This window comes from Fibrobacter sp. UWCM, from assembly GCF_900129735.1.
Classification (GTDB): Bacteria; Fibrobacterota; Fibrobacteria; order Fibrobacterales; family Fibrobacteraceae; genus Fibrobacter.
The window spans coordinates 99,288-119,370 of record NZ_FQWR01000009.1; the positions used below are offsets into that span (position 1 = coordinate 99,288).

Sequence of the window (20,083 nt, forward strand, 5' to 3'; positions counted from 1 at the left end):
AGGTACACAATTATGTCCCTGAACATCGAAGCAATCCACAGCGAAAACGTTAAGTCCGACGTGCCTGCCTTCCGTGCCGGCGATACCGTCACTGTCAACGTCAAGGTCATTGAAGGCACCAAGGAACGTATCCAGCCGTTCAAGGGTGTTGTCATCCAGCAGAAGAACTCCGGCATTTCCAAGACCCTCACGGTCCGCAAGATGTCCGGCTCCGTGGCCGTTGAACGTATTTTCCCGATCAACAGCCCCCGCATCGATTCCATCGTTCTCGACCGCGCCGGTAAGGTCCGCCAGTCTCGCATCTACTACATGCGCAACCTCCGCGGCAAGGCTGCCCGTATCGAAGAACGCGAAGCCTAATCAGGCTTCTGGGGTAGTTTCCCGATGTACGGGAATTCCCGGCAACAAGTTATCCCGCCCACGCGCTCCCGCGTGAAGGCGGGTTTTGTTGTTTATTCTCCCGAATCGGACACGCGGGAACTCATAATCCTGGACGAGGGCGAGCTCATTGCCGTCGACAAGTCGGGGGGCAACCGCGACATCAAGTTCAAGATGCACCCGGGCGATATCGTGGGCGTCGCAGCGCTTTTCGAACGCGAACCGCTCCGCTACACCATCGAGGCCTCCGAGGATTCCGTCATCACCGTACTCTCGGAAGAATGCCTCGAGTCCGAACTCAAGAACATCCCCGTCTGGCTGCTCGCCATCCTCAAGAACCTCTCCGTCCGCACCCGCGAGTTCAAGCACGATTCCAAGCGCACGCCCGTCGAGAACACGCTCAAGAGCCTCGCCGAATACTGCGCCCACCTGGATTCGAACATCAAGTACCCGCTGGAGGAATTCATCCGCGAGTTCAACTGGCTCACGCGCATTCCGGCGGCAACGGTCAAGGGCGATATCAAGGCGCTGCTCCGCCGGAGTTTCATCGGCCTCGCGAAAGATGGCGAAGACCTCTACGTGCAGGTCCACAACGCCACGCTCATGCAGATTTATTCCGACTACCTGCAGGCACAGGACGATGGCGCACTCTGGGCTCCGCTCCGGCTGAACCTCGCACAAAAACGCATCCTGGTGCACCTCACCACGCTCGACGAACACGTGCAGATGGAAGCGCCGGAATGGATTGCCTACCTCAACCGCAAGGGACTTGCCATCGACGTATCGCAGTGGATAACGCTCGAGGACCTCGGGTGCTTTGCCACCGGCGAAGAAAACAAGTACCATATTGACCAGGCGAAGGTGGAATACTACCTTACCGCCATCCGCTACGATTCCAACCTCCGGGGGGCCGTCTGATGCTCGTGAGAGAAGGCGAATACCTGTTCCTGGAAGGCGACAAGGCCTCTAGCCTCGTCATCGTGAAGTCGGGCATGCTGGTGGGCACCTCCAAGCAGTTCCGCAGGAGCCGCTTCCAGAACTTCGGGCCCGGTTCCCTCATCGGGGAATTCAGCATTCTCGAAAGCAGCCCGAGGGAATTCACCGTCCGCGCCGTCGAAAACAGCGAGGTGCTGTTCATCGAGCAGAAAGACCTGATGCGCGAACTCGAGCACAAGCCGGGCTGGTTCCGCTCCACGCTCACGTTCCTTGCAAGCCATTGCCACCTCGCCGAAGAAACCAGCAAGAAGATGCGGATTGTGCAGGCGCTCCCCTCGCTCCTGTTCCTGTTCAAGAACCACCTCGAGACATCGGGTTCAGACAACATAACGCTCGCGGCTCTGCAGCAGAAGATGCTCGTTCTCGACAACGTGGACTACTCCGACACCGAAAAGCTCTTGCAGATTCTCGAAGGGCTCGAACTGCTCCGCATCGAGGGCGACACCGTGCGCGTCTCGAACCTGCAGATTGTACCCATGCTCTACGAGGCGCTCCGGTTCCGCGCCATCAACAAGCAGGTATCGCCCGAGATACTCCCCATTACCGACCAGTTCGTGCTTACCACGTTCGTGAAGGCGGTGCGCGAAAACGGCATTCCTATCCGGAGTGCACGCACGACCGTCAGCGCGTCCCTGTTTATCGCGCAGGCGAAGAAGACCATGTTCGGGAGCCTTACCATGCGTACGCTCGCCCCGCTACTGCAAAGCGGCGTGCTCTTGACCGAGCCCGCCTACAGCGAGGCCACCACGCTCGAGACCATCGAGAGCATCTCCGGCGACTTCGAGCATATCCTCGACCTGCTCGAACTCAACCGCATATTCCCGCTGCTGGATAAGAAGCTGGTGTAGAGGCGCTGCGCGCCTTCTGGCACATTTTCTATATTTACATCTGTAATAAACAATCACCTTAAAACAAGGCAAAACATGAAACTTTCCGCACTCATCGTGACCCTCTCCTCTATCGCCGCATTCGCCCAGGAAGCCGCTGAACAGGCCGAACAGCAGCCCGGTGGTCTCCTCGGCAGCCCCATCATAATGATGGTGCTCATCTTCGGCGTGATGTGGCTGTTCTTCATCCGCCCGCAGAGCAAGGAAAGGAAGAAGATGGACGAAATGCGCAAGGCGCTCAAGAAGGGCGACAGGGTCATGACCTCCGCCGGCATTCTCGGCACCGTCACCAACATCGACGAGACCGGCACGACCGTTACCGTCCGCACGGGTTCCACCACTTTTATCGACTTTGACAAGCAGGCTATCCTCCGCGTGATTAACGCCGAAGTGAAGGCCGAAGAAAAGAAGGACGAAAAGAAGTAATGGCTCTTCTCCCTATCAAGACTTACGGCGACCCGGTGCTCCGCAAGAAGAGCGAACCGATTACCGAGATTACGCCGGAACTCCGCCAGCTCGCGCAGGACATGCTCGAGACCATGTACGACGCGTCAGGTTGCGGGCTTGCCGCTCCGCAGATTGGCAGGAACATCCGCCTGGTCGTCATTGACACGGCTATCCCCGACGAAGAGGAACCGCGCCCCTACATCATGTTCAACCCGGAATGGGAACCTGAAGAAGACGCGAAACCCGCCTGCCACGAGGAAGGCTGCCTCTCGTTGCCGGATATCTTCTGCAACGTGACTCGCCCCGACAAGGTGTGCGTGCGCTTCTTCGACATCAACGGCGAACCTCAAGAAATCCATGACTGCGAAGGGCTCTTCGCCCGCTGCATCCAGCACGAGACGGACCACCTGAACGGCGACCTGTTCGTCGACAAGATTTCTACCGCCGACCGCACGATGAACCAGTCCAAGCTCCGCAAGATGGCGAAAGAAACCCAGGCGAAGCTGAAGAAGAAGAAGAAGTGACATTTTCGCCGCAGGCGAAAATGTCATCCTGAGCCCTTCGACAAACTCAGGGCAGGCTCTGCAACAAAGTCGCGGAGTCGAAGGATCTAGAAGTGAGTGTTACAGTTGTGTTTTAAACAATGTCCAGCGCACGTCTTAAAATTTTCTGGCTTTGCCTGCTCGCATTCCCGGCGATAGTTTTCGCCGGCGATTTTGACTTGCCGGAACTGCCCGAACCAAAGAACGCTCCGGCTAAAGACGCGCAAAACACTCCGGAACCGGCGAAAGCATTCAAGCCGATTGCCGAACCGGCCGCAAAACCTGCTCCTGCAGGAGATGCTAAAGATGCGTCTAAAGATGCGACTAAAGATGCACCTAAAGATGCACCTAAAGATGCGCCGGCAAAAAATATGCACAAGGACGCACCTAAAGATGCGCTGGAGCAATCGGATTACGACGGTCCCGTAAACTTCGTGCCCATCGAAGCGACAAACGTTTCCGACGCGCACAGCGCGGGCGCAAATTTACCCGCAGGCATCGTCGCGAAGAAGATTCCCGCGAACCTGAACCGTCCCCTGCAGGTGGGCGTATTCACCGGAGTGAAGGAACTCCTCTGGAAATCGCACGACGCTACATACAAGTTCACCGCAGAGGGGAATAAGGTTATCGCCTCCGGGCCGGGGAAACCGCACCCCGAAAGCAAATACCAAATCAATACGGACGGAGCCTGCATTGCGCTCGCCCCCTCGCAAAAGGAACTTGCCTCCTCGTGCTACCCGGGCAGTTTTACCCTCACGGCAAAGGGCGGGCTCTTGACCGCAGTGAATACCGTCGACGTGGAAGAATACCTGCGCGGCGTGGTGCCCTACGAAATCGGCAAGCTCGACAGCAGCAGGTTCAGCGCACTTGAATCGCAGGCGATTGCCGCACGCACGTACGCCTACAAGCACTTCGGCAGCCGCGAATCCATGGGGTTCGACGTGTACGCCGATACCAAGGACCAGGTTTACAAGGGGCTCGCGAGCGCAACCCCGCTTACCGACAGCGCCGTGAAAGCCTCCGCCGGAATCGTCATGACATACAACGGCGAGTTCATCATCGCGTACTACCATTCCACCTGCGGGGGCATGAGCGAGACGCTCGCCACATGGGGCCGGCCCGACCTCCCCTACCTCAAGAGCAAGCCCGACCTGCGGCCCGATGGAACGCCGTGGTGCAACGAATCGAGTTACAGCAAGTGGGAACGCAACTTTAGCGAAAAGGAACTCCCCGCACTCTTCAAGAAGAACGGCAAGGAAGCAAATGCGAAGGTGCCCGAGTTCAAGCACGTGAAGGCGATTGGCGTAAAGGACACGCTTGCAAGCGGGAGAATCCTCACGCTCGAAGTCACTACGGACAAGGGAAAATTCACGGTCGCGGGCGACAAGGTACGCTGGCTGTTCAAGAAGAACGGGACAATACTGCCCTCCTCATTCTTCAGGGTAAAGCACCACAAGCAGGAATGGAAAATCGAGGGCAAGGGGTTCGGACACGGAGTTGGAATGTGCCAGATGGGCGTGCGCGCCCGCAGCGCCGCAGGCCAGGACTTCGCGACCATACTCACGCACTACTACCCGGGAATCACGCTGGAGCGTTTCGAGAAATGAGCGCCGAAAATCCGGTATTTGCCGTACTGAGCCAGGGATGTGCCGCGAACTTCGGGGACGGGGAAAAGATTGCGCGGGCGCTTGCCGCACGCTACAACGCGCGGGTTGTATTCCGGCTGCCGGAGCAAGATGCTGCGGGAAGCGTTCGCTCTTTACAAGATGCAGCGGGATGCGCGCCATCCGCACAAGATGTACTCGGGACACAAGATGCTGCGAGATGCTTTTGCACATTACAAGATGCGCTCGGGGCTCAAGATGCACTGAGCCTCGGGTCGCAAAGTCCGCCCTGGACTCTAGATGCGCCTAGTGCACAAGATGCGCCGGACGCCATATACTTGAATGTCTGCACGGTGAAGGGGAACGCGGGTGCTTTGAAACTGCTCCGCACCGCAAGCGAAAGGTTCCCTGGCACACCGCTGTTCATTACGGGATGCGCCCCGAAAGACTTCCGCGAAGAAGCGGTCAAGGTTACAGATAAAGTAGTATTTACGAGTTTAGAGGAAATCGCCTCTCTGGAGCAAGGCGAAGCCACAGCGATAGAGTCCAACGTTCTACGCGAATCGCCGCTCGTAGGCATCGTGAATATCGAGGAAGGTTGCCTCGACGCCTGCGCGTTCTGCAGCACGCACCTCGTGAAGGGGCGGCTCAAAAGCTATGCCCCCGAGGAAATCGTCGAGCAGGTCAAGCGCCTTGTGGCCGACGGATGCACCGAAATCCAGCTGACCGGGCAGGACTGCGCCTGCTACGGGTTCGATATCGGCACGAATCTCGCCACCCTCACGCAGAGCATCCTCGTGCATGTTCCCGGCAATTACAAGATACGCCTCGGCATGGGAAACCCGCGACACATATGCGGTTACGCAGGCGCCCTGCTCGAATGCTTCCAGGACAATCGCGTCTACAAGTTCATGCACGTTCCCGTACAGAGCGGGAGCGACAGAATCCTGAAGGCGATGAACCGGAGGCACACTGCAAGCGAGTTCCGGCGACTCGCAAGCGAGTTCAATAAACGGTTCCCGCTCGCCACCCTCAGTACCGACCTGATTGTAGGCTTTCCCGGCGAAACGGAAAGCGACTTTCGCGAAACATTGCGACTGCTCGAAGAAACTCGCCCGACGGTATGCAACATCACCCGCTTTGTCGCCCGGCCGGGTACGGCCGCCGCACGAATGGAGGCAGATGCAGGCCTCCGCATTCCGGATAGCGTCAAGCACGAGCGTTCCGCCCGCCTGGCGGAAGCGTTCCAGAAAATCGCCCGCGAGAACAACGCCCTGTGGGTCGGCAAGACCTGCGACGTGGTGGTAGAGAAACCCGGGCACCGCGCAGGCACCTCCATCGCGCGGAACGAGGCCTACCGCCCGGTAGCCCTCGCCGGCGACATTCCCGCCGGAACAAAACTGCAAGTGCGCATCACCGACGCAGAAGCATTTGCTCTTATAAGTTTAATTCGCCATTCCGCCTGAAAATAGGACTAAACGCTATGTTTTTGCGCGTTTAGTCCTACGAAAAACAAGTGCATCAATCTGCGGATAGGACTAAATCGTGCATTTTTTCTATTTAGTCCTATCAAAGCCTCATTTTCTCTGTCGTTCATTTGTCCGAAACGCGCTTTTGTCCCTTTAACGCATTGCGAGATAGGACTAAAACACCTTTTTACAATGAAATAGTCCTACATCAGCCATCAGAATCCTTCCCGAGATAGGACTAAAGCACCTGCATTCCACGATTTAGTCCTATTTTAGCCGGAAACACATAGCTGTAATGCGCGACTGCGGCATGACGAGCGCAACACAATGCAACGGAGGCATGACGATTGCATAGCCACGCCCGCAGCCAAGTATCTATAAACAAAGAACTTCAGCAAACAACACTCGCAAACATAAAAAGAACCCGGCGCAAAGCCGGGTTCCTTGTTTAAGCTTGCTTGTCGCCTTACTTCGTCGTACGGCGGTACCCGCGCGTAGTCGTGAACGAAGCACGCTGGTACGGAGCATCCACGTACTGGAAGCCGCCACCGCCCATGTAGGCGCAGTACACATAGTGTTCCTTAATAATGGACACCTGGTAGATGTACGGACCCGTACCAATCTTACGACCCTGCTGGGAAACCGGGTACATCTTGATGGTCACCATCATTTCGCCCACACCAGTTACATTGGCATAGTCGGTACCGTCGGTACAAGTATTGGACGTCGCGTTCGGCACAGTCTGCGCACTCACCATAGCCTTGAACAGGGCAGGGTCGGTAACGCCTTCGGTGTACTGGCTAATGAAGTGGCCAAGGTGGTCGAACACGCGCACGTTCACCTGGAACGGCTGAGACGTACGGAACGAAATGCTGGAGCAGCTTTCCGTGCCGTTCGCATCGGCGTAGCAACGGCCCGAAGCGGCACCGCCCTTATCGCTCACCACAGTCGCACCCGGGCTAGACACGCCACCGTTGGCATGGCCATCGGCACCCACCGGAGCCGCAGTAATTTCGGTCCAGTGATCCTCGAGCCAGCCGTTCTGGTCGCCACCGTCAATGAATCCAGGCGGAAGCGGCGTAATCAGGAGTTCTGCCGTAGAGTTCTTCGGCAGGTCATCGCCACCGGCCTTGTCGGTAAGTTCCTTGTTGTCGAATTCCGGACGCACGAGCGAAGTATCCTTCATCTCGATAACCGTCGTCGGGTTCACAAGCAACTTTGCAGAAGCCCACTCCGGCGGATACGTTTCCACAGTCTTGCCCGCCTTGGACGAGACAAAGAGCGGAGTACCGAACATGGCGAACGTACCGTTGTACATCATGGTCGTCCAGTAGTTGTTGGCTTCGCTCAGCGGGTCGTTGTTCGGGTAGTTGAAAGCAATCTCGTCACCGGCCTGGAGAGAGTATTCGTTTCCGGCCTTGTCCTTGAGCTTGCCCTGGAGGTCATAGATAACGCCATCGGCGCCCTTGTCCATCGTGAAGTTAGCGCTTTCGACAAACATGCCAAGTGTATCGTGAGCAAGACACGTTGCAGCCTCGATGCTGTAGTTGGTGCAGCGGACAACCACGAGTGCAGGAATGGTCCCACTCTGGCCGCCGGCAACCATCATGGCGAGCGTTTCGTCAGAAAGTTCGGTATTCAAGATAAGGCTCGTCGTAGCGACACCGTCGGTAACCGTAACTTCGGCACCGGTAACAGTCGGCTGGCCGTACTTGGTCGGAGCAATTTCGGCAAGGGAGGTGCGCATATACATGTTGGAACCATCGGACTGGCGGTCAGCATAGAAGAAGTGCAGGTGGTGCCAGGTGTTGTCGGCCCAAGAGCCGTCCGGGTTCAAGAAGCAGTTCTGGCCAGCAGCAGTCTGGTTCATAAGAGGAGGATCCATGTAGCCGCTCGCCGCAAGCACAGGGTCGGCATGGCAGCCGTGGCCGTTAGCGGCAAGCACGGAAATGTCCACGCGGCCCGGAGCGGCAAGGTGAGTACCACCAAGGTCCACCACGAGCACGCCGTCCACGAAGATCCACATGTCGTCGTCACCAGTAAACTCAAAGATTTCCGGGTCCGGAAGGCCAGCGGCGTTCACCTGGTTCTTGGAGTTGTACTTGAACTTGGCGTAACCCATCATGGTAAAGCCGTAGTTGCGGAGGTGACGAGGGCCAAGCACCGCATCGCTGTTGGCAGCGGTCAAGGCAGCAATCGGGCTACGCGGGCCACCCGCCATGAGCCACGTGGCACAGAGGCCGGCAGTCTTCGAATTCATCATATCGGCCTGGGTAGAGGCGTACTGGTAGTCGTAAGGCGGGCAGAAGATGGAGAGCGTCTGCGGACCGTACTGGTCGCACTGGTCCGTGGTGCATCCGCCGTTAGCCTTTGTCGCCATGTCCAAACGGGTCTGGGTGTTGGTATCCACGATATCGAGCGGGAAGTAACCACCGTTACCGTAGTTGTAGTCCATCGCGTAGATGTTCTTGGAAGAACCGGCAACGTTCGCAGGCGGGAGCGTTAGCACCGTGTTGGAACGCTTGGCGAATTCGTTGTTGTCGGAATACCAATGTTCAAAGAAGAAGTTGTCACAAGCATCCTTCGCCTTCAAAATTTCCACGCCATCGAGCATGTCGATTTCGGCACCGGCAGCCGCAGGGGCAAACTTCAGGAACGGCTGGACCATGCCCGGAGTGTAGTACACGGCGTTCGCCCAGACGTTGCCGTTACACTTCGTTCCGCTGACCATGCCGTCAACGTACTTCTCGTAACCGCGCTGGGTATAACCGCGAGCAGTCTTGTTGTTGCATTCACCGTACTTAAGCGTATCGGCCGTGGTCGTCAGCTGGAGGTACGACGGGAGCATCGTGTTCGGCAGGTGGGGCCTACCGTCCTGGCCAATCCAGTCACCCGCCTTGGAACGACCGTTACCGCAGGTCGCATGGAACGGAGCATAAGTCGTGTACCAGGCGGCATCGTAACCAATAGCGCCCTTCGACACACTCGTATTAAAAATCAGTTCACCGCACGTACCGCCCGTAGCGCCATGGTTCGCACAATAGTTATTGTCACCCGTGCTGATGAACTCTTCCGAAAAGTTCTCGAAGTCCGGATGCGTCACCGGGAAGTCACGCACCACAATGTCGAGGTTCGCGGCACCAGCCACGTCGGCATGCACCGGCGTAAAGCTAACCAAACCAAAAGACACCGCGGAGAGTGCCAATCCTGCTACCAATTTTCTTTTCATAATATCCAATCTCCACCTATTTGCACAATAGGTAAACAATACATACCTAAATATAAACCAAAATTGCGCTTTTATTCCCGTCTGGAATTAAAAAATATCATAAATATGGGCATTTTTCGCATTTTTGTGACCTAAAACATAGCGTTTAGACCACCTCCCCAGGTCCAAACGCCCCGTTTTTCCAAATTTGCGAGGTACTGTTCTATATTTGCGGGCATGAACTGGTCGCTACTTTTTGTCATCATCATCATGATTCTCCTGCTCCGGGTCGTGTACCTGAGGCTCAAGGCAAACTCCATCAAGGCGGAATCTTTCCGGAACCTGAGCGACCGCGACCAGATGGCTGTCCTCAAGGAATGCCTGCTCAACACCCCCACACGCACAAACCTCGAGAACCTCGCCGAATTCGCGAAGGCCCGCGGGTTCAATGTCGATACGGCAACCTACCTCAAGTTTATCGAGAGGCACATGAAAAACGCCTGGGGCAAGAACGCCATCGCCGAAGACAACGAGATTTACGCTGCGGAATCCGCTTGGGTGGACGCCATCCGCCCGTTGGAATTTGCAGAGGCGGAAAAGGCGCGCGCCGATGGCGACATGGAGAAGTTCGTGAAGTGCTGCCTCGAGGGCGTATCGCGGCTGTATTCCGACGAGGCGATTCTCTCTGAACTGGAAAAGCTGGTCCCGCACTGCAAGAAGGCGAAGTCGCTTATCGAGGGGTACCGCGACCTGATTGCCGCCCGCGACGCAAGCGAGGCCGACGACAAGTCGCTCGAGAAGCTGCGCAAGAAGCGCGACGCGTGGATGAGCGAATTGATGATTGATGATGGATGATGGATGCGGGGGGGCGAGAAGTTTGTCGCAAGTGGCGAGAAGTTTGTTGAGGGAAACGAGAAGTTTATCGCGGGGCTTACAGACCAAACTCACGCTTTATGGCATTTTGGTCCGTATAAAATTAGTTTATTTACAAAAAAAACCTCGGGTATTAACCGAGGGCAATTGAAAGAGCGAGCGGTCTCTCGCGAGCCGTAGTCGCCGATATTAATCGGCGATGGAGGCGAGAGCGAGTGAGAAACTGGAGGTTCTACGCCAGAGACGTCGAACGAGCGGTCTCCTAACTACTTAAAACCAGCGCCAAGTGATGCCGAAGAGCACCATCGTCTTGTACTGTGCGTCTTCGTCGAGATCCTTGTCGTAGGCCATATCGTAGCCGACCTGCAGTTCGATGTACGGCACGATCGTCACAGCGAGGAGGTTTTCCCACTTGCCGTCGATTTCGTCGACACCCTTGAAGTTCACGAAAGCCCACAGGCGGGTCTTGAAGCTAGCGATGGAAGATAACGCGTACTTGAATTCCGTGATGGATTCGAGACCCGGTTCGTCCTTGAACTTTTCAACCTTGTCTTCGGTATCCTTGTCATCTGCAAAGCCGTAGCCGTTAGAAATCGTCATACGGTTAGCAAAACCGATACGCTGGCTGAACATGTCGTTCGGGACGTAGGCAAGACCGGCGACCTGCGTTTCGTATGCCGGGTCCATGAAGCAGGAGATGGCCTTCTTAATTTCGTTGCCTTCTTCGTCTTCACTGTAGGAGTAGCCCGAAAGGAACTGCGTTTCGAAGCGGTTGCCAATGTAGGGCTTCAGGACTTCGGTCATATTGAAGTCGAGCATGGATTCCCAGAATATCTTGTCGGCGGACTTGCGCTGACCGAGACCGTCAGTCCAAGTCTTGCCCAAGGCGAGGTTCACCAGGTTACGCCAGTTGGCGACCTTCCACTTGCCCTGCACGTCGGCATCGTAAGTGATGAGCCAGGTGTAGTTGGATGTTCCGTCCTGCTGCCAGTTAGAGAAGTTGTAGTAGTTCCACTTGACAGCGGCGACCACATCGGCAGTCCAGTTTTCGGGAAGGGCGCCTTCGAACATGCCGCCTTCCGCCATTGCAGGGGCGGCAATAGTGCAAGCAGTGGCACAGGCCAAAAGAAGCGATTTGATTTTCATATCTTTTCCTCGTTATGGCCCGTGGTATTCCCGCAAGGCCGGTTTGACGCCTTAAAAATAGCATATTTGTATTTTTTGGGGAAGGTACTTTCTATAATTTAGCGCATGCTGAAGGCTTTTTTGAGGTTTATCGCCACCGCAGGGCTCGTTCTTTGCGTCGCCGCAACTGCGGGTGCGGCGGACCAGAGTGTCGCAAGCGCGGGGCAAGCCGGCGAAGCCACCCCCTGGCACTTTGGCGCGGGCGTATCGGCAGGCAGGCTCACTCCGGTAATGCTCGAGGGCTCCGTTCGCTACAAGGCAGCCACATTGCATGTCGCCGGATTCGGGTTCCACAAGGGGGCAAACGACTTCTGGTGCGGCATTCGCGGCAACATCGGGTGGACGTTCCTGCGAGATTTCCCATTCAACCTCTTCTTGGGCGTTGGCGGCGGGTATGAATTTGCGGAAGCCCCCAACGAGATGCACCGCGCCGTGAACCGCGCAAATAACGCGATGTACCTGTACCCCTACAACTATAAGGAACTGCTCGACATTACCGCAGACCTGCGCATTAACTTGTTCGGAGTGTTCACTCAGATATCCTTCCCCGCTTACCGGTTCAAGGACCACGACGCGCCCGACTTCAGCTGGCGGGTGGGCTACCTGATGGAATTTTGATGATTGATGATTGATAATTTGGTGTCGGGTATGGAATGAAAAAATCCTCGGTTGAACCGAGGATTTTTTATGAATTCTGCGAGCGGTCTCCCGTGAGCCGTAGGCGACCTTTGGACACTTGCGCTTTAGCGCTTAGTGTACATGGCCACCTTTAGGTGGGAGCGAGCGCAAACCGGAGCGATTTAACACCCTAGTTTAGCGCGAGCGGTCTCATTACTTCTTCGGGAGCACAACCGGCTTGCCGAAGTCCACGTTCGTCTTGTTGCCGAGCAACAGGGCGCGCGTCTTGAGCGGCAGACCGTAGCAGCGGATGAAGCCCGTTGCGTCCTTCTGGTCGTACATATCGACGTCGGTGAATCCGCCGAGGCCCATGTCGTAGAGGCTGTAGGGGCTCTTGATGCCGGCCGGAATGATGTTGCCCTTGTAAAGCTTGAGGGTCACGTCACCGGTAACAACCTTGTTCACTTCGGCGAAGAAGGCGTCCATAGCCTGGCGGAGCGGAGTGAACCACTGGCCATTGTACACGAGGTTCGCATACGTCATAGACATCTTCTGGGCTTCGAACAAAGTTTCCTTGTCGAGCACGAGCTGTTCAAGGCATTCGTGAGCCTTGTACAGGAGCGTGCCACCCGGAGTTTCGTACACGCCGCGGCTCTTCAAGCCAACGAGGCGGTTTTCGACGATGTCCAGGAGACCGCAAGCATTCTTGCCGCCAATCTTGTTCAGGTATTCGAGGAGTTCGACAGCGCCCATCTTCTTGCCGTCGATAGCCACCGGATTACCCTTATCGAAAGTAATCGTCACGTGGTCTGCCTTGTTCGGGGCCTTTTCATACGTGTTGGTGTGCTTGAGGAATTCGTACTTGTGTTCCTGTTCCGGGAATTCCAGGACGCCACCTTCGTGAGAGAGGTGCCACAGGTTACCGTCTTCGGAATAAATCTTCTTCTTGCTGATGCCGTTCAGCGGAATCTTGTGAGCAGCAGCGTAGTCGATAGCGTCTTCGCGGCTGTGGAACGTCCACTTCGGGTCCTTCCACGGAGCAATGACTTCGAGCTTCGGGTTCAAGGCGGCGTAGGTCAGTTCGAAACGGACCTGGTCGTTACCCTTACCGGTAGCACCGTGAGCAACAGCGTAGGCGCCTTCCTTTTCAGCAATCTTCACCTGGTACTTGGCGATAAGCGGACGGGCGAAAGAGGTACCCAGGAGGTAGGTTCCTTCGTACTTGGCACCGGCGCGAACGGTCGGCCAAACGTAGTCTTCGAGGAATTCCTTCTTGAGATCGAGAACGTAGCACTTGGATGCGCCAGTCTTCAAAGCCTTGTCTTCAAGGGCCTTAGCGTCCGGGAAGTCGTTCTGACCGAGGTCGGCGGCGAAAGCGATCACTTCGCAATCGTAGTTTTCCTTGAGCCAGGGGATGATGATGCTGGTATCGAGTCCACCGCTGTAAGCGAGGACAACCTTTTTCTTGGATTCTTTCTTAGCCATTTTATTTCCTTTGAGAAAATTTTAGACGAACCAAATATAGAATTAAAAGCCGATAACGGCACCCAAGTAACCGGACATAGCCCAGGAATCAACGGACCTGTTGAAGAAGCGCTGGAAGCCAGTTTCGATAGAGACCCATGCGGCGGAGAGGTGCTTTTTTGACCAGGGCCAAACTGCCTGGAGATTGTAGGCTATACCCGGAGCAATCGTGAGCAGCTGGGCTCCGCCGAAATTGTATTCGTATAGGATGCTCGCCGTAGCGCCAAGCGTGTTCCAGAACTCGATGCCACCGCCCAGGTCTACACCGATGGAAAAACCGTCCAGCGAAAACATCTTCTCGCAGTCTTCCACTTCCTGTTCGTTCTTCGTGGAAACGCCGGGAATCCAGCCTTCCATGTCGCGCTGGTGCCATTCCTCGCGAATTTCCTCGAGGTCCGTGGATTCAAAACCGACAACCGGACTCACGTACCAGCTCCAGCGCCCCTGCGGGAAATGGAATCGCGTATTGATACGGTAGCGCTGGTACAGCACGGACTTGTCGGCATCCAGGTCACCGCCAAAGAAGCGCACATCGCCACCCGCACTTATCCAGTCGTTGTAGAAATACTCGAACTGACCCTGCCAAACGCCCAGGCAGTCGCATTCCTCGGTCGGGTTGTAGAGGCCAAACGCGAGACCCACCAGCAGGCCGTAACCCGTATAGGCGGAAAGGCGCGGGAGCGGAACACTGTGGCGTTCCAGAACGGCCGTATCGGGGTCTGCAGTGTCCGCAACAGCACTCGCAGTATCGGCACTTGCAACAACGTTCGCGGAATCTGTGTTTTCAACAACGTTCGCGGTATCCCCCACGGCAGTTTCCGCGAGGGCATTCAAGGCAAGGAACAATATCACCCAGAATATCCGCATATTCTTTAATTATACAAAATAAATCTTCAGCAAGCCACGCAGTACTGTCACTTCACCTTCTTGCCGTTCTTTGCGGCAGAAAGTTTCTTGAATTCCGCCTGGGCCTTGCGCATGTCGGCCATGAAGGTTTCGTTTGTGTGCAGGCTCGGATAGGCTCCCGAAACAAGAACCTTGGAGGCATCCACGTCGCTCTGCCAGTGGAACCCGGCAATCACGCGGCTCTGGCCCCATTCGTATGCGTATTTCAACAAGGCATCCTGAGCAGACGGATTCACTTCACAAAGTAGCAGCGCCATGGACCACGCGCGAACGGTATGCCCCGACGGGTAAGAACCATTCGTTCTCAGGCGTTCTTCTTCGGACGGAACCAGGGTCGGTTCGTTAAAGCGGTCGTAAGGGCGACGCCTCATGTAATGCCTCTTGGGAAGGCTCCCCACCTGCTTGAGCGTCCGGACTCCGCGTTCGAGCAGGTTCATGATGGCGGGAGTCTTCTTTGCGGAGATTTCCATCCCGAAAGGTTCGCTGAACATCTTGGCCATGTCCTCGACCGTCTCTACCGCCTGGGCCACGGCCAAGGCCGCACGCGCGGAATCGGCACGCATCTTTTTACCCCAAATGTACTGCGACATATCGTACATGAACTGCGGAGACATGGTATCCGGGGGCGCCGGGTAGAAGTTGAGCGCGTTCGGAAGCGCATCTGCTTCCACGTAAGGTTTGACATCTGCAGCGAAACTGCAAAGCGACGCGCCACAAAAGGCGACTACGATAAAAACTTTCTTGATAAGATTGTTCATGCCTTGAATATAAATAAAAAAGACTATCTTTTCAAATGCTAATCCCATGAAAAAATGCCGTCGTAAAAAACACTCTCCCATGAACCGTTCGCAAATGATGCAGGCGGTCCATTCGGAAGACACCCGGCCCGAACTGCTTGTGCGGCGGGCGCTGTTTAAGGCGGGACTGCGTTACAGGCTGCACAGGCACGATTTGCCCGGCTCGCCAGACCTGTTTATCCTCAAATACGGCGTAGTTGTATTTATAAACGGCTGCTTCTGGCACCAGCACGGCTGCAAGTTCACGAGCCGCCCCAAAAGCAACCCTGAATTCTGGAATGAAAAGTTCACGAACAATATGGTGCGCGACATCAAGACGAACTGGAAACTTTCGCTACAAGGCTACCGCGTTGCAACTATTTGGGAATGTTCCGTCAAGAACGATTTCGACCACACTATTGAACGCCTCAAGGCCTTTATTGCAAGCGATGAAGAAAGCATAGAGATTTGAACCACGGGTCGGAAAAAGACTATCTTTCTTTTTGATTTTGAAAGGTTTAAAAATGCAAGTTCTTGAAAAAATCAGTGATTTTATTGGCAAGTGGATGGCCGTTGTCGTCCTGGCTATTGCGGCGCTCTCGCTGTTCCTGCCGAAATCCACGCTCTGGATTGAACTCAGTTGGGTGAATTACCTCTTGATGGTCGTGATGTTCGGCATGGGGCTCACACTCAAGTTAAGCGATTTTGCACTTGTGTTTGCCCGGCCGAAAGAAATCACCATCGGGTGTGCGGCGCAGTTCATTATAATGCCTGCACTTGCGTTCTTGCTCTCCAAGATTTTCGGGCTCGATGCAGCCCTCATGGCGGGCGTGATCCTTGTGGGAACTTGCCCCGGCGGCACATCGAGTAACGTTATTACCTACCTCTCGAAAGGCGACGTGGCGCTTTCCGTGGGTATGACCAGCGTGAATACGCTTCTCGCTCCCGTGCTGACGCCGGCGATTACCTACCTGCTCTTGCGCACCACCGTGAACGTCGACGTGCTGGCGATGTTCCTCTCCATCGTGAAAGTCGTCATCGTACCGATTGCGCTCGGGTTCGCAATCAACAAGTTCTTCGGCAAATGGACTGCGCGTGCCGTGAAGGTCTTGCCGCTCGTCTCGGTGATTGCCATCGCGATGATTGTGGCCGCAGTCGTCTCGCACAACGCCGCAAAGATTCTCTCTACGGGTGCCATCGTGTTCGCCGTCGTAATTCTCCACAACCTGCTCGGCTACAGCTGTGGTTTTGGCCTCGGCAAGTTGCTGAAATTCTCGACACCCAAGACGAAGGCTCTCTCCATCGAAATCGGCATGCAGAATTCCGGCCTTGCCACAAGCCTTGCGGCAACTGCGTTCTCGGGACTTGCGATGGCGACTGTTCCTGGCGCTATATTCTCCGTGTGGCACAACATTTCGGGTGCGATACTCGCGAATATTTACAGGAAACTCGACGGCAAATAAATTAGCCCAGGGCTATCAGTGGACTAATTCGCAAACTGCCAGGTATCGAACAGCACATCACCCTTTATAATCAGATAGACCGTGTGGACGCCGCTTGAGATGTTGCCGCACTTCGCCTCCTGTTCCTGCCAGTCACTGCCGGCGCTGTTGATTGAGGCTACGTTCGCGCCATCTCGCTTGTCAAGACGGAGCGTTACCGAGCCCTTGCCTTTCACCAGGGCCTTCAGCGTTTTTGCGCTGCTGAAATTCACATTGCGAACTTCGATGACGCCTTCTGTAGGTGCCGGGCCATCCTTGCTGGGAGTACCGACGGAAGCCACCATGTGGCCGGGTTCCTCCGTTGGCACGTAGCGAATGCCCAGGGTTGCGGCAGCCGTAGAAGCCTGCTGCACGGAATAGGGGTCAAGATTCTTGATGGCCTTTACACCCTTGTAGGTCGGTTTCGCTTCCTTGATAACGACATTTGCTTCGTCCACTTCAATTTCGTCAACCAGAATGCTGCGGAAACCGCCGTGGGTACCTATGGAAGCCTCTAGAATGGCCGCCTGGTAGAATATGTACCACTTGTCCTGATACTTATGGAGATGAGTGTGATTGTTGCCGTAGGTCATGCCATTCTCACCCATGTTCTTGAAGTAGTTCCCGCCGTAGGTCCAGGAATCAGGATTCAGGGGCTCGGTGCTGGTGAAGTAGTTCATGCTGCAGGCCGTCGGAGCCTCGCCACCCCATTCCCAAGGAGTATGGTCGTTCCAGTCGTTGTTGAAAGTATATACGTACTTGCCGTTGATATAATTGAGTTCATTTGCCTCAAAGTGGAACGGGGACGGAAGTTTCACCGGATCCCCGTCAAGGGAATGCAAGTCCGGATTGAGCTTGGCAATCCAGCCCTGCCCATTACCGAACGAAATCCAGCCATCGCCGTTGTCGTCAATTACGGCACCCGGATCAAATATGGATCCGCTGCCTTTTACAACAGGATTGTCGCCATCGATAAGGCTCTTGCTCAAAGGAGATGTCCACGGACCCACCGGAGACTTCGCCTGGATAACGCCGGTGCCAAAGCCGCTATTGGAGAAATAGAGGGAGAAAAGCGTGCTGCCATCGCCCTGTTCCTTGCTAATGATGCTGGGTGCCCACGAAGCCATAATCCATGGAGCCACTTCACCGACAGGAATCAGTCCGTGATAAGTCCAGTTGACCATATCGTCAGTGGACATCATTACCAGCGTCTTGATTTTCTCGTAAGTATTGCTGACACCTTCTTCGTACTGCTGATGGTCGTTGGTGCCATAGACATAGAGACGCCCCTTGTACTCAATGGCCGTCGGGTCCGCACAGTACTGGAAATCCAATATAGGATTGGCATTGTCCAAGCCTAATTTTGGGGACTTTACAGGCATCTTGCCTACCGTGCCATCGGAATCCTTTGCCCGGATAATGATTTTACCGAAACTGATCGTTGCGGCATCACTTGGAGTGTCTGGGCTTACGACAAGAGCCAAACTGACAAGCGTCTTGCCCGGTTCAAAGGACAGAACAAGGCTTGTTGCGCCACTGGGAATTCTTTCCGTAGTCTTGGCCTCGTCGCTATAAGTCGCAATCACATCAATGTTATCGTATGCGACGGCCTTGGCAAAGTTTATCTCCACCTTAGTATAGACATCCGTATTCAGGTCGTGTATGTCCCAGTAGTTGTTGGCATACTGCTTATAGGTAAAACTATTGTTGTCGGGGTCCTTTTCGCCACCGCCGCCGTACCAATCTACAATGATATCCTCGATAGACAGGGCAATATCGAATTTGGCAACAGCAACCTCATCCTTTATTTCGTCATTGCCAAGAGAATCCTTAGGCAATTCCTGAGAAAGGGAATCCTTTGGCTGGACGGGATTGACGGTATCCTTGGGCAGAACCGGGTCAACCGTGTCCTTGGGCAGAACTGGATCGAGGGAATCCTCGGGGTTTTCCTGACCGAGAGAATCTCCGGGGATATCCAGAATGGAGTCGTCTTCGTCAAAATCCTTGCTGACGGAATCATCGTCGCCGCAGGACATTAACATGGACGAAACAGTTACAAGCGTTACCGCAAGAAGGATTTTCTTTTTCATATTCACAGCCAATGTTACTATGATTAGTATTAAAATATATTGTATCAGCGAATTGGTATACTATGAAAAGCAGTTTTTTCACATAGCGTTGAGCAGTTCTAAACGGCTAATTTTTTATCGCCGCTCCCGAAGGCTTGAAAAAACTGCACCAGGCTCATCCTGACGTCCAGATTTACGTCGGGCATCTGGACCGCTGCCTGAACGAGGTCGCCTACATTTGCCCGGGCCTCGGCGATGCCAGCGACCGCATTTTCGAAACGAAATAGAAAGAGCGATGTTTATTGCGAGTCCGTGGACGAAGGTTCCTTTTTCACCCAATAGCCGCCAGTCTTTTTAGAACCACGACGTTCAATAATCTTCTTTTCAAACAAAGAGCGAATGATTTTATTGAAGGTATCTCTTGGCATGTCAAGGGCTCCTGTGATTTCTTTTCCCATACAGCCAGGATTTCTCATAATAGAATCAAAGACCTTTGATTGAGATGCGTTAAGCGATTCTTTTATATTCTTGATTAATGTGCCATTTAATGTGCCATTTAATGTGCCGTTTAATGTGCCATTTAATCCGCCACTTAATCCGCCACTTAATCCGCCACTTAATCCGCCATTTAATCCGCCACTCTTTTCTCCTTCTGGCACATGATCAAGAGGCCGTTTCTTCGTTTTTCGAGCAAAAGACCCAAATTGAATATTTACATCAGGATACAACCTAAAGAAACCTTGACAATCGAGTTCACCAATATTTTCCAGCAAATTATCCCTGCTATATCTCGCTGTTACAACATCTTTGGGGTCCAAATCTACCGAATTTTGCATAAATTCAGAAAAAGCTTCATTTATTGTTTTAGCCATATATCCTCCTTATCATTTTGTTGATGCCAACAAAATGATCCGTAGAATCAGCCAAAAATTTCAACTTTCGATTAAAGGTATCGAATTCGTTACGTTTAGAGTTCCAGTCAAATGGAAATAGGAGATTCCCGGTCAAGACGGGAATGACATCTGGTGAAGTCACAAATTGTGACTTCATGACCACCATATTGCCAATGCCGGCAAAATGGTCAATCAGCGTTTTGTTCGCACCAACAAGATGTCCCATT

At 54.4% G+C, this 20,083-nt stretch carries 19 protein-coding genes and 1 pseudogene; 12 read left to right on the forward strand and 8 right to left on the reverse strand.

Going from position 1 to position 20,083, the window contains the following annotated elements; genetic code table 11:
• Window positions 1–12 precede the first annotated feature (12 nt).
• The 7 genes from rplS to BUB22_RS07965 all read left to right on the forward strand — a co-directional run bounded on the left by rplS (window position 13) and on the right by BUB22_RS07965 (window position 6,320).
• The gene (rplS, locus tag BUB22_RS07935) at window positions 13–360 is read left to right on the forward strand and encodes a 50S ribosomal protein L19 (RefSeq protein WP_073114659.1); all 348 of its coding nucleotides are present in this window, start codon (window positions 13–15) and stop codon (window positions 358–360) included.
• 24 nt (window positions 361–384) lie between these two features.
• Complete coding sequence (locus tag BUB22_RS07940) at window positions 385–1,296, forward strand: Crp/Fnr family transcriptional regulator (protein WP_073114660.1); 912 nt, start codon at window positions 385–387, stop codon at window positions 1,294–1,296.
• Entirely contained in the window at window positions 1,296–2,222 is a 927-nt protein-coding gene (locus BUB22_RS07945; RefSeq protein WP_073114661.1) for a cyclic nucleotide-binding domain-containing protein, read from the forward strand. Before BUB22_RS07940 ends, BUB22_RS07945 begins: the two co-directional genes overlap by 1 nt.
• Window positions 2,223–2,297: 75 nt before the next feature.
• Window positions 2,298–2,687 carry a preprotein translocase subunit YajC gene (gene yajC / locus BUB22_RS07950; protein ID WP_073114662.1) on the forward strand — a complete coding sequence of 130 codons (390 nt, stop codon included), beginning with the start codon at window positions 2,298–2,300 and terminating at the stop codon, window positions 2,685–2,687.
• On the forward strand, window positions 2,687–3,232 hold the full coding sequence (def, locus tag BUB22_RS07955) for a peptide deformylase (protein WP_073114663.1): 546 nt from the start codon (window positions 2,687–2,689) through the stop codon (window positions 3,230–3,232). The genes yajC and def overlap by 1 nt, the downstream gene beginning before the upstream one ends.
• Window positions 3,233–3,351: 119 nt before the next feature.
• Complete coding sequence (locus BUB22_RS07960) at window positions 3,352–4,857, forward strand: SpoIID/LytB domain-containing protein (RefSeq protein ID WP_139258852.1); 1,506 nt, start codon at window positions 3,352–3,354, stop codon at window positions 4,855–4,857.
• A complete protein-coding gene (locus tag BUB22_RS07965) occupies window positions 4,854–6,320 on the forward strand; it encodes a MiaB/RimO family radical SAM methylthiotransferase (RefSeq protein WP_073114664.1) in 1,467 nt (488 codons plus the stop codon). The genes BUB22_RS07960 and BUB22_RS07965 overlap by 4 nt, the downstream gene beginning before the upstream one ends.
• A gap of 469 nt (window positions 6,321–6,789) precedes the next feature.
• On the opposite strand, the gene BUB22_RS07970 is transcribed toward BUB22_RS07965, so the two are convergent.
• The gene (locus BUB22_RS07970) at window positions 6,790–9,552 is read right to left on the reverse strand and encodes a fibro-slime domain-containing protein (RefSeq protein ID WP_073114665.1); all 2,763 of its coding nucleotides are present in this window, start codon (window positions 9,550–9,552) and stop codon (window positions 6,790–6,792) included.
• A gap of 216 nt (window positions 9,553–9,768) precedes the next feature.
• Here BUB22_RS07970 and BUB22_RS07975 point away from each other — a divergent pair, with 216 nt between their 5' ends.
• Complete coding sequence (locus BUB22_RS07975) at window positions 9,769–10,386, forward strand: hypothetical protein (RefSeq protein ID WP_073114666.1); 618 nt, start codon at window positions 9,769–9,771, stop codon at window positions 10,384–10,386.
• A gap of 288 nt (window positions 10,387–10,674) precedes the next feature.
• Here BUB22_RS07975 and BUB22_RS07985 read toward each other — a convergent pair whose 3' ends face one another.
• Entirely contained in the window at window positions 10,675–11,550 is an 876-nt protein-coding gene (locus tag BUB22_RS07985; RefSeq protein ID WP_073114668.1) for a DUF3078 domain-containing protein, read from the reverse strand.
• A 105-nt stretch (window positions 11,551–11,655) separates the two neighbouring features.
• On the opposite strand from BUB22_RS07985, the gene BUB22_RS07990 reads away from it, so the two are divergent.
• Complete coding sequence (locus tag BUB22_RS07990) at window positions 11,656–12,207, forward strand: hypothetical protein (protein WP_073114669.1); 552 nt, start codon at window positions 11,656–11,658, stop codon at window positions 12,205–12,207.
• 213 nt (window positions 12,208–12,420) lie between these two features.
• On the opposite strand, the gene BUB22_RS07995 is transcribed toward BUB22_RS07990, so the two are convergent.
• The 3 genes from BUB22_RS07995 to BUB22_RS08005 are packed head-to-tail and all read right to left on the reverse strand — an operon-like array spanning window position 12,421 to window position 15,395.
• On the reverse strand, window positions 12,421–13,692 hold the full coding sequence (locus BUB22_RS07995) for an argininosuccinate synthase (RefSeq protein ID WP_073053455.1): 1,272 nt from the start codon (window positions 13,690–13,692) through the stop codon (window positions 12,421–12,423).
• 42 nt (window positions 13,693–13,734) lie between these two features.
• A complete protein-coding gene (locus tag BUB22_RS08000) occupies window positions 13,735–14,598 on the reverse strand; it encodes a hypothetical protein (RefSeq protein WP_139258854.1) in 864 nt (287 codons plus the stop codon).
• A 47-nt stretch (window positions 14,599–14,645) separates the two neighbouring features.
• Window positions 14,646–15,395: an acid phosphatase gene (locus BUB22_RS08005; RefSeq protein ID WP_073114671.1), complete on the reverse strand. Its 750-nt coding sequence runs from the start codon at window positions 15,393–15,395 to the stop codon at window positions 14,646–14,648.
• A 79-nt stretch (window positions 15,396–15,474) separates the two neighbouring features.
• Here BUB22_RS08005 and BUB22_RS08010 point away from each other — a divergent pair, with 79 nt between their 5' ends.
• Both BUB22_RS08010 and BUB22_RS08015 read left to right on the forward strand, forming a co-directional pair.
• A complete protein-coding gene (locus BUB22_RS08010; RefSeq protein WP_254794683.1) occupies window positions 15,475–15,885 on the forward strand; it encodes a very short patch repair endonuclease in 411 nt (136 codons plus the stop codon).
• A gap of 52 nt (window positions 15,886–15,937) precedes the next feature.
• Window positions 15,938–16,876, forward strand: coding sequence for a bile acid:sodium symporter family protein (locus BUB22_RS08015; RefSeq protein ID WP_073114673.1), 939 nt, complete (start codon window positions 15,938–15,940; stop codon window positions 16,874–16,876).
• 23 nt (window positions 16,877–16,899) lie between these two features.
• Here BUB22_RS08015 and BUB22_RS08020 read toward each other — a convergent pair whose 3' ends face one another.
• Window positions 16,900–18,984, reverse strand: coding sequence for a glycoside hydrolase family 43 protein (locus BUB22_RS08020; RefSeq protein ID WP_073114674.1), 2,085 nt, complete (start codon window positions 18,982–18,984; stop codon window positions 16,900–16,902).
• A 116-nt stretch (window positions 18,985–19,100) separates the two neighbouring features.
• On the opposite strand from BUB22_RS08020, the pseudogene BUB22_RS08025 reads away from it, so the two are divergent.
• A pseudogene (locus BUB22_RS08025) lies at window positions 19,101–19,250 on the forward strand (uracil phosphoribosyltransferase); the annotation flags it as partial.
• 12 nt (window positions 19,251–19,262) lie between these two features.
• On the opposite strand, the gene BUB22_RS08030 reads toward BUB22_RS08025, so the two are convergent.
• Together BUB22_RS08030 and BUB22_RS08035 are read right to left on the reverse strand one after the other, a co-directional pair.
• A complete protein-coding gene (locus BUB22_RS08030; protein ID WP_073114675.1) occupies window positions 19,263–19,835 on the reverse strand; it encodes a MarR family transcriptional regulator in 573 nt (190 codons plus the stop codon).
• Window positions 19,828–20,082 carry a hypothetical protein gene (locus BUB22_RS08035; RefSeq protein WP_073114676.1) on the reverse strand — a complete coding sequence of 85 codons (255 nt, stop codon included), beginning with the start codon at window positions 20,080–20,082 and terminating at the stop codon, window positions 19,828–19,830. Before BUB22_RS08035 ends, BUB22_RS08030 begins: the two co-directional genes overlap by 8 nt.
• Window position 20,083 lies beyond the last annotated feature (1 nt).